The sequence below is a fragment of the Acidovorax facilis genome (genome assembly GCF_023913775.1).
In the GTDB taxonomy this organism is placed as follows: domain Bacteria; phylum Pseudomonadota; class Gammaproteobacteria; order Burkholderiales; family Burkholderiaceae_C; genus Acidovorax; species Acidovorax facilis.
The window spans coordinates 1-12,656 of the sequence record NZ_JAMXAX010000074.1 but is presented as its reverse complement, the minus strand read 5'-3'; the positions used below and the strand labels follow the sequence as shown (position 1 = coordinate 12,656).

15 protein-coding genes are annotated in these 12,656 nt (G+C 62.0%); 4 read left to right on the top strand and 11 right to left on the bottom strand.

Annotated elements, in window-relative coordinates; translation table 11 throughout:
• The first annotated feature begins 10 nt into the window (after positions 1 to 10).
• Entirely contained in the window at positions 11 to 142 is a 132-nt protein-coding gene (locus NFX52_RS30885; RefSeq protein WP_255354189.1) for a hypothetical protein, read from the top strand.
• 78 nt (positions 143 to 220) lie between these two features.
• On the opposite strand, the gene NFX52_RS18730 is transcribed toward NFX52_RS30885, so the two are convergent.
• Together NFX52_RS18730 and hemN are read right to left on the bottom strand one after the other, a co-directional pair.
• On the bottom strand, positions 221 to 979 hold the full coding sequence (locus NFX52_RS18730; RefSeq protein ID WP_055395209.1) for a sulfite exporter TauE/SafE family protein: 759 nt from the start codon (positions 977 to 979) through the stop codon (positions 221 to 223).
• A 5-nt stretch (positions 980 to 984) separates the two neighbouring features.
• Positions 985 to 2,367, bottom strand: coding sequence for an oxygen-independent coproporphyrinogen III oxidase (gene hemN / locus NFX52_RS18725; RefSeq protein WP_055395207.1), 1,383 nt, complete (start codon positions 2,365 to 2,367; stop codon positions 985 to 987).
• Between the two features lie 187 nt (positions 2,368 to 2,554).
• Between hemN and fnr the strand changes: the two genes are divergently transcribed.
• The gene (gene fnr, locus NFX52_RS18720; protein ID WP_055395205.1) at positions 2,555 to 3,277 is read left to right on the top strand and encodes a fumarate/nitrate reduction transcriptional regulator Fnr; all 723 of its coding nucleotides are present in this window, start codon (positions 2,555 to 2,557) and stop codon (positions 3,275 to 3,277) included.
• 68 nt (positions 3,278 to 3,345) lie between these two features.
• On the opposite strand, the gene NFX52_RS18715 is transcribed toward fnr, so the two are convergent.
• The 9 genes from NFX52_RS18715 to NFX52_RS18675 form a co-directional block, all read right to left on the bottom strand.
• Entirely contained in the window at positions 3,346 to 3,639 is a 294-nt protein-coding gene (locus NFX52_RS18715) for a hypothetical protein (protein ID WP_055395203.1), read from the bottom strand.
• Positions 3,640 to 3,690: 51 nt separating this feature from the next.
• Positions 3,691 to 3,972 (bottom strand): FixH family protein, encoded by a 282-nt coding sequence (locus NFX52_RS18710; protein ID WP_055395201.1) that lies wholly within the window; start codon positions 3,970 to 3,972, stop codon positions 3,691 to 3,693.
• A 73-nt stretch (positions 3,973 to 4,045) separates the two neighbouring features.
• A complete protein-coding gene (gene ccoG / locus NFX52_RS18705; protein WP_055395199.1) occupies positions 4,046 to 5,491 on the bottom strand; it encodes a cytochrome c oxidase accessory protein CcoG in 1,446 nt (481 codons plus the stop codon).
• A gap of 86 nt (positions 5,492 to 5,577) precedes the next feature.
• Positions 5,578 to 6,495, bottom strand: a complete 918-nt coding sequence (gene ccoP, locus NFX52_RS18700) for a cytochrome-c oxidase, cbb3-type subunit III (protein WP_055395196.1) — start codon at positions 6,493 to 6,495, stop codon at positions 5,578 to 5,580.
• Between the two features lie 24 nt (positions 6,496 to 6,519).
• Entirely contained in the window at positions 6,520 to 6,657 is a 138-nt protein-coding gene (locus NFX52_RS18695) for a cbb3-type cytochrome oxidase subunit 3 (protein ID WP_055395194.1), read from the bottom strand.
• A 13-nt stretch (positions 6,658 to 6,670) separates the two neighbouring features.
• Complete coding sequence (gene ccoO / locus NFX52_RS18690; protein ID WP_055395192.1) at positions 6,671 to 7,303, bottom strand: cytochrome-c oxidase, cbb3-type subunit II; 633 nt, start codon at positions 7,301 to 7,303, stop codon at positions 6,671 to 6,673.
• Between the two features lie 17 nt (positions 7,304 to 7,320).
• Positions 7,321 to 8,760, bottom strand: coding sequence for a cytochrome-c oxidase, cbb3-type subunit I (ccoN, locus tag NFX52_RS18685; RefSeq protein ID WP_055395190.1), 1,440 nt, complete (start codon positions 8,758 to 8,760; stop codon positions 7,321 to 7,323).
• Positions 8,761 to 8,824: 64 nt separating this feature from the next.
• Positions 8,825 to 8,962 carry a cbb3-type cytochrome oxidase assembly protein CcoS gene (gene ccoS / locus NFX52_RS18680; RefSeq protein ID WP_008906189.1) on the bottom strand — a complete coding sequence of 46 codons (138 nt, stop codon included), beginning with the start codon at positions 8,960 to 8,962 and terminating at the stop codon, positions 8,825 to 8,827.
• Positions 8,962 to 11,403: a heavy metal translocating P-type ATPase gene (locus NFX52_RS18675; protein WP_242701167.1), complete on the bottom strand. Its 2,442-nt coding sequence runs from the start codon at positions 11,401 to 11,403 to the stop codon at positions 8,962 to 8,964. Before NFX52_RS18675 ends, ccoS begins: the two co-directional genes overlap by 1 nt.
• 107 nt (positions 11,404 to 11,510) lie before the next feature.
• On the opposite strand from NFX52_RS18675, the gene NFX52_RS18670 reads away from it, so the two are divergent.
• Together NFX52_RS18670 and NFX52_RS18665 are read left to right on the top strand one after the other, a co-directional pair.
• Positions 11,511 to 11,954 (top strand): universal stress protein, encoded by a 444-nt coding sequence (locus NFX52_RS18670; protein ID WP_055395188.1) that lies wholly within the window; start codon positions 11,511 to 11,513, stop codon positions 11,952 to 11,954.
• Between the two features lie 138 nt (positions 11,955 to 12,092).
• Positions 12,093 to 12,656 (top strand): LysR substrate-binding domain-containing protein (locus NFX52_RS18665; protein ID WP_252635775.1); only part of this gene is annotated, 564 nt, incomplete at its 3' end.

The window sequence follows — 12,656 nt, the reverse complement described above, 5'->3', positions numbered from 1 at the left end:
TTCAAGGCGTGTGAAACATGGCGACGTCAATGCCACCAATAGTTACACAGATTATCGCCAGTTCGAGGGTCTTGTCGAAGGAGTGCGCCTGCGCCGCAGCGGCACGGCAACACTTGCCTTTCTCACCAAGGGCAAGCGTTGATCACCCTTGTATAGACATGGATTTACGAGGCCTCCCGAACCCCGTCGCACCGCAGCTTGCGAATCGGGGAACTGCTGGCTAGCGGCACCACAACGACGGTTTGTAGATCAGGTCCATCCAGAGTGCCCAGCTGGCCACGGCGCACAGCAAACCTCCTGCGATGCGCGTTCCCCAGTCCGCACGTTTCGCATTGACCCCTGCTTTCAGCCGAATCCACACCAAGGGCCCGCCCACCAGCCACACACCACTGCCCAGGCCAAAAAGCGCCATGCTGAGCGCCCCTTCCAGAGGCCCTCCGCTCAGCGCAGCCACGAGCAGCGCTGAGTAGAGCAGGCCACAGGGCATCAAGGCCCAAAGCCCACCAGCAACCAGAACCCCGCCTGGTGCACTGACCAGAGGCCGCACACGCGCCCATACGGTACGGCCCGCCTGCTCTACCCACAGGGGCTGGCGCGCCTGGATCACCATCATCAAACCCCACGCCATCACCGCAACATGCATCAGGGTCCACGCAGGGCGAAGTGCCACGGTTTGCTGGGTCAACCATGCCAGGCTGTCCATGGCCCATGCAGCCAAGCCACCCGCCACAGCGTACCCGGCCAAGCGGCCAGCATGAAAAGCGACGGCGCGCCGAATGACACCGCCACGGGGCACCCACTGCACTGCCTGCACCGTCTGGGGAGTTGCCTGGGGCTGCACATCGCCACCGGCTGTGGACGCCATGCCCCCACCGCCCTGCCCGATCAATGCCCCACAAGGCGCAGAACACATGGCCAAACAATGGGACCCGCCCACGAGTCCCATCAGCAAGGCGGTTGAGGCGACCGTAGCAATCATGAGAATCAGATGATGCGCGAAAAACGGGCGCGGTTGCGGTCAGCCTGCAGGTAACGGTCAAAGACCATGGCAATGCCGCGCACAAAGAACCAGCCCATGGCAGTGACCTCGACCCCATCGGGCCGCACCACCACAAGCCCCTGCTCGGCCATGGTTTCCAGTTGCGCCAGCTCGGCAGAGAAGTAGTGGCGAAAGTCGATCAACCACGCTTGCTCCATGGGCTCAAACAACAGCTCGCCTTGGCACATCAGGGCCATGATGACCGCGCGGCGCACGAGATCGTCGCGCGTCAGGGCCAACCCACGAACGACGGGCAGGCGCCCCTGATTCAGAAAATCGTAATACTCATCCAGGGTCTTGGCATTTTGGCTGTAGGTGGCTCCGACCCGGCCAATCGCAGACACCCCCAGGCCGATCAGGTCGCAATCAGGTTGCGTACTGTAGCCCTGGAAGTTGCGGTGCAGACGCCCCTGGCGCTTGGCGACTGCCAATGCATCCTCAGGCAATGCAAAGTGGTCCATGCCCACATACACGTACCCTGCATCCATGAAGGCGTCCAGCGAGCGGGAGAGCATCGACACCTTGCCTGCAGCCGCTGGCAACTCGGCCGAAACAATACGGCGCTGAGGCTTGAAACGTTCTGGCAGATGGGCATACGCGTACAACGCGATACGGTCAGGCCGCAGCTGCGTAACCTGGGCCAGCGTGCGGTCAAACGACTCTGGCGTCTGACGAGGCAGGCCGTAGATCAAATCCACATTGATGGATTCAAAACCCAGCGAACGTGCGGACTCCACCAGCGAAAACACCTGCTCGGCAGGCTGTATGCGGTGAACGGCCTTTTGAACCTCGGGATCGAAATCCTGCACCCCAAAGCTCAGTCGGTTGAACCCCAGTTCCGCCAGAACTGCAAGGCGGTCCGCATTGACGGTGCGAGGGTCCACCTCAATCGAATACTCCCCGCCCGGCGCCAACGAAAAGCTGCGTTTGAGCATGCCCATCAGCTCCCGCAAGCCCTCGTCCGATAGAAAAGTGGGCGTGCCACCACCCAGGTGAAGCTGACTCACCACCTGCCCCGTGCCGCAGTGTGCTGTGTGCAAGTCAATCTCGCGGCTCAAATACCGCAAATACACCTCTGCCCGATCATGGTGTTTGGTGATGATCTTGTTGCATGCGCAGTAGTAACAAAGGGACTCGCAAAAGGGGATGTGCACGTACAAAGACAGCGGCAAGGCCTTCGTCATGGAGCCCAGCCTGCGCTGCTCCAAGGCAAGCGCGTAGTCGTCCTGCCCAAAGGCCTCGACGAAACGGTCAGCTGTTGGGTAAGAGGTATAACGGGGCCCTGGCACGTCGAAACGGCGCAGCAGCTCGGGCGAAACAGCGGTCATGGGCAAATTCCTTGCGTACACTTCGACTGTGCCGTAAGCTGCACTCCATGTCCTTGACCTGCATCAAGTGATGGGCCGGGACGAAGAGCGACAATTTGATGCACATCAGTCGCCCACCCGCACCCAAAGGCCCAGCCTGTTAGGCATATGGGGCGATATGCTCAAACCTTACCCAGCCTCTGTTCCTATGAACCCGCTCACCATCAAAGTCGCCTGCTCCAACTGCAACCTGCGCGAGCTGTGCATGCCGGTGGGGCTGAGCGAGGAACAGCTGCAACGCATTGACGAGGTCGTTGCCGTTCGCCGCAAGATCAAACGCGGTGGAACCCTTTTCCGCAACGGCGAATCCTTCACCTCGCTCTATGCCATTCGAACCGGCTTCTTCAAAACATGTGTAGCCACCGAAGACGGGCGTGACCAGGTCACGGGTTTTCAGATGGCAGGCGAGATCATCGGCCTTGATGGCATCGTGAATGACCACCACTCCTGCGATGCAGTGGCCCTGGAAGACGCGGAAGTCTGCGTCATGCCGTTTGACCGCATCGAAGAGCTGTCCCGCGAAGTCACCGCCTTGCAGCACCATGTGCACAAGATCATGAGCCGCGAGATTGTCCGCGAGCATGGCGTGATGCTGCTCCTGGGCAGCATGCGCGCTGAGGAGCGCCTGGCCGCGTTCCTGCTCAACCTGGTTCAGCGCCTGCACGCCCGGGGGTTCTCGCAGTCCGAGCTCGTGCTGCGCATGACCCGCGAAGAGATCGGTAGCTACCTGGGCCTCAAGCTCGAAACCGTGAGCCGCACCTTCTCCAAGTTCGTGGAAGAAGGCATTGTCGAGGTCAAGCAGCGCCATGTGCGCATCCTGGAGACCGAGGCCCTCAAGCGCATCGTGAACAACCAGCAAGCCTGCCACTGAACCTGCTGTCGTCTGCCATCCTGGCAGTCTTTACCACATTGACCTTTGCCAATAGGTGGCACTACCGCTCAAGGGCACGATGATGTCTTGCGGCAGTCATCGGGACGCTCGCCTTCGGGAACCGGGCAACGGTTAAGTTCAAACGGTGACATGGCCAGCAGCGTGGTCAACGCGCTGGATGCCATCGTGATCATCCAGAACGCAAAAAAGGCCAGCGTGTACACGCCCTGCCGTGACAATGCCAACGGCTGCCCAAACCAGTGCAGGTCTTGCGGATCCACCATCGCAAAAACCAGCATTTCCATCACACCGGCCATCAAAAAAGCCGGCCAGGCAATCCACATCACGCGTTGCATCCACATTGGTTTGTCTCCTGGTAAGGCCGTGCAGGCATACTGCCCGGCCAGGTGGGTTCAGCGCGGCTGGTCCTGGACCGGGGTGGCAGCGTGGTTGCGGCCCTTCATGGCTGGCAACAGGCTTTTTTCTGGGGTGGCCAGTGTCTTGTTGATCTCGATGCCCTGGCGGTAATAATCTTCCGCGACCACAGGGTCGGGGCGCGATATCGCGAGCCACAGGGTCACAAACCCTGCAATGATCACGATCACGGGACCGGCGATGATCAGCCACACATGGCCAAACCTCCACCAGGGTGCAGCGGCAGAAGGGGCAGTGCCGAGGGCGGAACTGGATGGCATGGTGCTTACTCCTCAAAAATTATCTTGCTCAAAGCAAGACCCGCGAAGGTCTTGCACCGGGTCGCTCGCTGCGTTATCGCGGCACCAGAAACACGGATTTCTCGCTCACATGGGCGTCCGCGCCCAAGGCTTGCACATCGAACTGCACGGCATGTGATCCCGAAGGGGCTGATCCATACGGTATCTGCAGACGGACGGCCACCCACCGGGACTCCGCCGCACCGATGTCCACCTCGGCATCAGAAGCGACTTCCAGCCCTTCAAGGCCACGCACACTGATGCGATAGCGCTGGGGGCCTTCAGTGGCGTTCATGATCTGCAGGCGGTAGATGTTCTCCAGCTTTCCACCCGCCACGATGCGCGACAGCGCCGCCCGATCACGCACCACATCCACCTTCAAAGGCGTGCGTGTGACAAGGCTGGCCATCATGCCTACGCACAGGGCCACCAGAACCGCGCTGTATATCAGCACTCGTGGCCGCAGCACACGGCGCAGGATCTGCGACTGACTCCACCGTTTGGCCACGCCGTTCTGCGTAGAAAACCGGATGAGCCCGCGCGGATACTGCATCTTGTCCATCACGGTATTGCAGGCGTCCACGCACAGGCCACAGCCGATGCATTCGTACTGCAAGCCCTTGCGAATGTCGATGCCCACAGGGCACACCTGCACACACAGCGAGCAGTCAATGCAATCGCCCAACCCCTGGGCCTTGTAGTCGATGTTCTTCTTGCGCGGCCCACGCTGCTCACCGCGTTCTGGGTCGTAGGTAACGATCAGCGTGTCCTTGTCGAACATGGCGCTCTGAAAGCGCGCATAGGGACACATGTATTTGCACACCTGTTCGCGCATATAGCCGGCATTGCCATAGGTGGCAAAGCCATAGAACAGTACCCAGAAAATCTGCCAGCCACCCTGCACCGCCAGCAGCTCTGCCCCGAGTTCGCGGATGGGCACGAAATAGCCCACGAACGTGAACCCCGTCCACAACGCCACGGCAATCCAGATGACCTGCTTAAAAAACTTCTTGCGAACCTTCTCGAAGGTCCAGGGCCCATTGTCCAGCCGAAGCCGTGCACTGCGATCACCTTCGATCTTGTGCTCGATCCACATGAACATTTCGGTGTAGACCGTTTGCGGGCACGCAAATCCACACCAAAGCCGCCCCGCCACCGCCGTAAACAGGAACAGCGACAACGCCGAGATAATGAGCAGGCCCGTGAGATAGATGAAATCCTGGGGGTACAGAACCAGGCCGAAGATGTAGAACCGCCGAGCCCCCAGGTCAAACAGCACCATCTGGCGCTGCCCCCATTCAAACCACGGCAGCCCGTAGAAAACGATCTGCGTGAGAAACACCATACCCCAGCGCCAACGCGCGAAGAGGCCACTGATGGAACGCGGGTAGATCTTCTTTTGCGCTTCGTACAGGGAAACAATCTCGCCCTGCGATGAGGCATCGGACGCAACCGGCGCTATCGGGATGACCTTGCGAGCAGGCTCGCTGGGTGGGTTCATGATGGTATCGGTCCGTTTGCTTCGTGGTTCTCAGTTTGCGCTGCCCCCTGGAGCAGTGCCTGGGCACTGCTCCAAGTGGCCAAGGCTCAGCGTGCAGCGGCCTGGGTGCCGTTCGACAAGCCCCAGACATAGGCCGACAGCACACCGATCTGCGCTTCTGTCAGCTTGTCCGCCTGGGCGGGCATCTGGTTGACCTTGCCGTTGTTGACCATGGCAGTGATGGCCGCCTCGCCCCAGCCATGCAGCCAGATGTCGTCGGTCAGGTTGGGGGCACCCAGTGCCTGATTACCCTTGCCGTCCATTCCGTGGCAGGCTGCACACGCCGTGAACTTGGACTTGCCCAACGAAGCACGCAGCGAGTCATGCGGGCTGCCCGAAAGACTCAGCACATAGTGCGAGAGATTGCGCACATCTTCGGGGGAGCCCACTGCGGCAGCCATGGGAGGCATGTTGCCGATACGGCCCTTCTCGATGGTTTCACGGATCTTCTCGGGTGCACCGCCATGCAACCAATCGCCATCAGCCAGATTGGGGAAACCCTTGCTACCCCGGGCGTCCGAGCCATGGCACTGCGCGCAGTTGTTCATGAACAGGCGCTCGCCAATGGCCTGGGCCTGAGGATCCTTGGCAATGTCTTCCGGCTTCATCGAGGCAAACCGGGCATACAGCGGCTCCAGCTCGGCCTTGGCTTTGGCCATCTCAGCCTCGTATTCGCCCTTCTGTGTCCAGTTGAGCTTGCCGGAAAAGCTGCCCAGGCCTGGATAGGCGGCCAGGTAGCCCAGGCCGAAGATGATGGTGATGACAAACAGCCACACCCACCAGCGTGGCAGGGGGTTGTTCATCTCGACCAGGTCTTCGTCCCAGACGTGGCCGGTAGTGTTGTCGGACGTGGCCATCACCTTCTTGCGGCCTGCCATCCAAAGCAGAATGCCGCAGGCGATGATGCCGACCAGGGTCAGCGTGGTCACAAAGACCGACCAGAAATTGCTGGTGAAGTCACTCATGGGGTGTTCTCGTTCTGGTGAAGGTCAATCTTGCTCGAAAGGCAGCTGGGCGGCCTCGTCGAACCGGGCCTTGTTGCGGCCTCGATAGGCCCAGACCCAGATGCCAATGAAACAGGCCATTGAAGCCAGCGTGGCCACAATGCGCATGGTGGTGATGTCCATGGGGATATCTCCTTTACTTGAGCGCGCGGCCCATGACTTGCAGGTACGCAATCAGCGCTTCCATCTCCGTCTTGCCCTTGACATCAGCGGCAGACGCAGCGATCTGTTCGTCGGTGTACGGCACACCCACAGTGCGCAGGGCCTTCATGCGCGGCGCCACGCTGGCGGGGTCCACGGCGTTCTTCTCCAGCCAAGGGTAGGCAGGCATGTTCGATTCGGGCACCACATCACGCGGGTTGTTCAGGTGGATGCGGTGCCATTCGTCGCTGTACTTGCCTCCCACGCGGTGCAGGTCGGGGCCTGTGCGCTTGCTGCCCCACTGGAAGGGGTGGTCGTACACAAACTCACCCGCCACCGAATAGTGCCCATAGCGCAGGGTTTCAGCGCGGAAGGGGCGGATCATCTGCGAGTGGCAGTTGTAGCAACCTTCACGGATGTAGACGTCGCGGCCCACCAGTTGCATGGCGTTGTAAGGCTCCACGCCCTTGACCGCCTCGGTTGTGGACTTCTGGAAGAACAGTGGCACGATCTCTACCAGGCCGCCGATGGCGATGACCAGGAGGATCAGCACGATCATCAGGAAGTTGTTGGTTTCCACCTTTTCATGGGAGAAGCCGGTCGAATTCGATGGGTTGTTGTTAGACATGAGTTATCTCCTTCGGCTCAGGCGTGGGCCGCATTCACGGCAGGAATCGCCACCTTGACCGAACGGCCCGAGATCGCTGTCATCCACACGTTCCAGGCCATGACCAACATGCCACCCAGATACAGCAGGCCACCGGCCACGCGGATCACATAGAACGGATAGGTCGCCTTCACGCTTTCCACAAAGGTGTAGGTCAGCGTGCCGTCGGGGTTGATGGCGCGCCACATCAGGCCTTGCATCACACCGGCAATCCACATCGCGGCGATGTACAGCACGATGCCAATGGTGGCCATCCAGAAGTGCAGCTCAATGGCCTTGATGGAGTGCATCTTTTCGCGGCCAAACAGTCGGGGCACCAGGTAGTACAGCGAGCCCATCGAGATCAGACCCACCCAGCCCAACGCGCCCGAGTGCACGTGGCCCACGGTCCAGTCGGTGTAGTGGCTCAGGGCGTTGACGGTCTTGATGGACATCATCGGACCTTCGAACGTGGACATGCCGTAGAACGACAGTGACACGATCAGGAAACGCAGGATGGGGTCGTCACGCAGCTTGTGCCAGGCACCCGACAGGGTCATGATGCCGTTGATCATCCCGCCCCAGCTGGGTGCCAGCAGGATCAGCGAGAACACCATGCCCACCGATTGCGTCCAGTCAGGCAGCGCGGTGTAGTGCAGGTGGTGAGGGCCGGCCCACATGTAGGTGAAGATCAAGGCCCAGAAGTGCACGATCGACAGGCGATACGAATACACGGGTCGTCCCGCCTGCTTGGGGATGAAGTAGTACATCATGCCCAGGAAGCCTGCGGTCAGGAAGAAGCCCACGGCGTTGTGGCCATACCACCACTGCACCATGGCATCCTGCACACCGGCGTAGGCCGAGTAGCTCTTCATGAGGTCAGCCGGGATCGCAGCGCTGTTGACCACGTGCAGCAATGCCACAGCCAGGATGAACGCGCCAAAGAACCAGTTGGCCACATAGATGTGCTTGACCTTGCGCACACCGATGGTGCCAAAGAACACGATGGCATAGGACACCCAGACCAGCGTGATCAGGATGTCAATCGGCCACTCGAGTTCAGCGTATTCCTTGCCCTGGGTGTAGCCCATTGGCAGGCTGATGACGGCCCCGGCAATGACCAGCACCCATCCCCAGAAGGTGAAGGCCGCCAGGGGCCCGGCAAACAGGCGAACCTGGCAGGTGCGTTGCACCACGTAGTAACTGGTGGCGAACAGCGCACTGCCACCAAACCCAAAGATCACCGCATTGGTGTGCAAGGGTCGCAAGCGGCCATAACTGAGCCACGGAATGCCAAAGTTGAGTTCAGGCCAGGCAAGCTGGGCGGCGATGATGACGCCCACCAGCATGCCAACCACCCCCACAACCACGGCCAGGATAGAAAACTGCCGCACCACTGTATCGTTGTAGTGCGCAGCATTTGTTTTTGGAGAATCCATCGGGCACCTCTTTGTAATGCAGTAAGAGTTTGTTGCAGTCAGCTTTTTTGGGCATTGACACAAGTCAACCGTCTCGGAGAATCCGCTCTCCCTCTTGCTCGACACTCTCGAACTGGCCGTGGTAGACCGCCCACCAAAGGCCCGCCAGAATCATCAGCACCAGTACCACGGACAATGGAATCAGCAGATAAAGAATGTCCATCAGGCAGCCTCCAGCCAGCTTGTTTTTGAGATATCAATGGGCACAGCGCCCTGTTGTGGCCGCAGGTCTTCGCCTTGCGCAGGCAAAGCCGGCAGGTCGCGCGCAAGGCGCGCGGCGTTGAGCACCACCAGCAGCGAGCTGAGCGCCATGCCCAGCCCGGCCAGCCAGGCTGGCATCCAGCCCACCACCGCCAGCGGAACACACAACGCGTTGTAGCCGGCAGCCCACCACAGGTTCTGGCGCACCACACGCAAGGTACGGCGCGCCAGCAGCACGGTCTGGGGCACCAGTGCCAAGCTGTCGCCCAGCACCACAAAATCGGCCTGCGACTGCGCCAGCGGCACCGCACGGCCAAATGCAAACGACACATGGGCCCCTGCCAGCACCGGGCCATCGTTCAGCCCATCGCCCACCATGGCCACCTGGTGGCCACCCGCCTGCAAGGCCTGCAACGCAGCCAGCTTGCCCTGGGGCGTGCACTCGCCCGCCGCCTGGGCAATGCCCGCTTGCGCCGCCACACGTTGCACCGCGCCCACGCGGTCGCCCGACAGCAGTTGCACCGCCACGCCGCCCTGCTCCAGCGCAGTCACTACCGCAGGAGCCTCCGCGCGCAGGTCTTCCACCAGATCGAAACGGGCCAACTCGGACACTGCGCCGCTGACATGCTGCTCCGACAGCACCACCTGCAGCGCCGACCCCGCTTCTTCAGGCGCCACGCCTGCATGGTGCGCAGACCCCAGCCGGACCTGGCGCGCGGGCTGTCCGGCCCCCAATCTGTCGTGCACCCTGGCCACCAGGCCCTGCCCGGCTTCTTCCTGCAGATCGGTCACCGCCCAGCGACCATCGTCCAGCGCAGCAGCCGCAGCCACCACGGCGCGCGATGCAGGGTGCATCGAGTGGCGCGCCAAAGACGCCGCCAGAGCCAACACCTCTTGCGTGCTCCACCCATGGGCGGTGTGTACGGCCTGCAAGGCCATGCCGTCCCGCGTGAGCGTGCCGGTCTTGTCGAACACCACGGTGTCCACATGGGCCAGCGCCTCCAGCCCCTGCAGATTGCGCACCAGCACACCATGGCGCGCCAGCGTGCCAGCGGCGGTGAGCATGGCCACCGGCGTGGCCAGCGACAGCGCGCAGGGGCAGGTGACGATGAGCACAGCCACCGCCACCATCAGGGCATGTCCCGGGTCGGACGGCCACCAGTACACCGCAGCCAGGCCCGCTGCCACGAGCACCGCCACCAGAAACGGCCGCGCAATGCGATCCGCCAATTGGGCAAGGCGTGGCTTTTGCAGCGACGCACTTTCCATCAGCGCCACGATCTGGGCGAAGCGGGTCTGCCCGCCCGTGCCTTCCACATGCACCTCCACCGGCGCCTGCAGGTTGTAGCTGCCCGCGGTGACCGTGCTGCCCACGGGGCGCGCCACGGGGGTGGACTCGCCCGTCAGCAGGGATTCATCGGCGTGCGTGCTGCCCAGCGTGATGCGTCCATCGGCCGGAAACGCCTCGCCCGGCAGCACACGGATGGTGTCTCCCGCCACCACACGGCGCGTGGCCACGCGTACAAAGCTGCCATCGGCCGTGCGCCGCTCTACGCTGTCGGGCAGGCGGTTCATCACAGCTTCCAGCGCACCGGCGGTGCGGTCGCGCAGGCGCAGCTCCAGCCAGCGGCCCGTGAGCAGGAAGAAAACAAACATCGTCAGCGAGTCGTAGTACACCTCCTTGCCGAAGATGCCTGCAGGGTCGAAGGTGCCCGCCGTGCTCACCACAAAGGTGATGGCCATGCCCAGCGCCACGGGCAGGTCCATGCTGACGCGGCGCAGGCGAATATCGCGCAGCGCACTGCTGAAGAACGGCCCACACGAGAACACCACCATGGGCAGCGTGATGACCCACGAGGCCCAGCGCAGCAGTTGCTCCATTTCGCCCGTCAGGTCGCCAGGTTGCGCCACGTACGCGGGCCACGCGTACATCATCACCTGCATCATGCAAAAGCCTGCCACCAGCCAGCGCCACAGGGCACGGCGGTTCTCACGCTGGCGCTGCTCGCGCGCAAAGGCATCCATGGCGGGCATGGCGCGGTAGCCTGCCTTGTGCACAGCGTCCATCCACTGCGAGGGCTGCACCTGGGAGGGCTGCCACACCACGCGCGCACGGCGCGTGGCAGCGCTCACATCCGCCTGCAGCACGCCGGGCACGCTGCGCAGGGCATCTTCGATGGTGAGGGCACAGGCCGCGCAGTGCATGCCGTCCAGCACCACCTGGGAGTCCCAGGCACAGCTGGCGGGATCTTCGGCAGCCTGGCCCGTTGGCCCCACAGGCCGACCGAACGCCGACCACTCCTGCGGGTCGTCCAGCAGCACGGCGTGCGCGGCAGGCTCCGCATTGGAAACAGCATCGGGCGGATGTGCCGGGGAGGAGGCCGGCGCACCGGGTCGAAACATTGACATGGTTCAAGCCTATCGTTCGGGCATGACAGGTACATTGACCTGCATCAAGTCCCAGAACATGATTCATCCTAAGCTTGTTCCATCACTTTGAGGAGACCTTTATGTACAAACGCATCCTGATCGCAACGGACGGCTCACCCCTTTCCGACAAGGCCGTGGAACACGGACTGTCGCTGGCCGCGCTCACCGGCGCCTCTGCCGTGGCTCTCAAGGTGGTGCCCCGCTACCCCCGCAGTTACTTCGAGGGCGGCATGCCCGTCGATACCAACGACGTCAAGCGCATCGAAACCCAATGGGGCGATGCGGCACAGGCCATGGTCGATGGCGTGAAGGCCCAGGGCGACGCCCAAGGCGTGGCAGTCAAGGCCGTCATCGCCAAGTCCGACCTCGTGGCCGAAGCCATCATCTCGGCCGCCAAGAAGCACAAGTGCGACCTGATCGTGATGGCATCGCACGGCCGCAAGGGCCTCAAGCGCCTGTTGCTGGGCAGCGAGACGCAGCATGTGCTGACGCACTCGCACATCCCTGTACTTGTGCTGCGTTAAGCACAAATTCAAGCATCAAAACAAGCTCTAGCGCTTATCCATAAAGCGCTAAAAGCTATTAAATACATAGCAAAACACCGAGAAGGCTCGACGCCCGCTCGGTGTTTTTTCATTCCCGTCCAACTGTCCGGCGCCTCAGTGCTTGCCCAATTTGGGGTGCCGTGGCTGTTTCCGCGCCTGGGCCACTTCAAGCGCACGCTGCCGCAGGTGTCGCTGAACTTCGTGCGCTACCAGCACGCGCACGACTTTGCGACGCCGCACGAGTTTGATGCCGCCATCCAGTACGGCTACGGCAACTGGCCCCGCGCCAATGCGCGCTATCTGATCGGCAAAGAGACCAGCATCGTCTGCAGCCCCCAACTGCGCGACGCCCTGCCCCTGCACACCCCGCAAGACCTGGTGCGCGCCACGCTGCTGCAGCACATCGAAGTGCCCCTGGCATGGCAAGACTGGATGGAAGCCCACGGCCTGGACACCAGTGCCAGCCGCTTTGGGCCCGGCTTCAACCTCTATTCGCTCATCATCCGCGCTGCCGTTTCAGGCTTTGGCGTGGGCATCGTGCCCACCTGCCTGGTGGAAGACGAACTGCAGGCAGCCACGCTGGTCGAGCCCCTGAACGACCGCTTTGACAGCCCGCTGGGCTACTACCTGTGCGCGCCCACGGCACGCACCAACCTGTCGGGGTACCGGTTGGTGGCTGGG

Coding starts and splice junctions, on each gene's coding strand:
- ccoG (WP_055395199.1), bottom strand. CDS start 5,491: ATGAACCCACCCAGCGAGCCTGCTCGCAAGGTCATCCCGATAGCGCCG.
- NFX52_RS18695 (WP_055395194.1), bottom strand. CDS start 6,657: ATGGACATCACCACCATGCGCATTGTGGCCACGCTGGCTTCAATGGCC.
- ccoP (WP_055395196.1), bottom strand. CDS start 6,495: ATGAGTGACTTCACCAGCAATTTCTGGTCGGTCTTTGTGACCACGCTG.
- ccoO (WP_055395192.1), bottom strand. CDS start 7,303: ATGTCTAACAACAACCCATCGAATTCGACCGGCTTCTCCCATGAAAAG.
- ccoN (WP_055395190.1), bottom strand. CDS start 8,760: ATGGATTCTCCAAAAACAAATGCTGCGCACTACAACGATACAGTGGTG.
- NFX52_RS18730 (WP_055395209.1), bottom strand. CDS start 979: ATGATTGCTACGGTCGCCTCAACCGCCTTGCTGATGGGACTCGTGGGC.
- NFX52_RS18670 (WP_055395188.1), top strand. CDS start 11,511: ATGTACAAACGCATCCTGATCGCAACGGACGGCTCACCCCTTTCCGAC.
- NFX52_RS18710 (WP_055395201.1), bottom strand. CDS start 3,972: ATGCCATCCAGTTCCGCCCTCGGCACTGCCCCTTCTGCCGCTGCACCC.
- ccoS (WP_008906189.1), bottom strand. CDS start 8,962: ATGGACATTCTTTATCTGCTGATTCCATTGTCCGTGGTACTGGTGCTG.
- hemN (WP_055395207.1), bottom strand. CDS start 2,367: ATGACCGCTGTTTCGCCCGAGCTGCTGCGCCGTTTCGACGTGCCAGGG.
- fnr (WP_055395205.1), top strand. CDS start 2,555: ATGAACCCGCTCACCATCAAAGTCGCCTGCTCCAACTGCAACCTGCGC.
- NFX52_RS18715 (WP_055395203.1), bottom strand. CDS start 3,639: ATGTGGATGCAACGCGTGATGTGGATTGCCTGGCCGGCTTTTTTGATG.
- NFX52_RS18675 (WP_242701167.1), bottom strand. CDS start 11,403: ATGTTTCGACCCGGTGCGCCGGCCTCCTCCCCGGCACATCCGCCCGAT.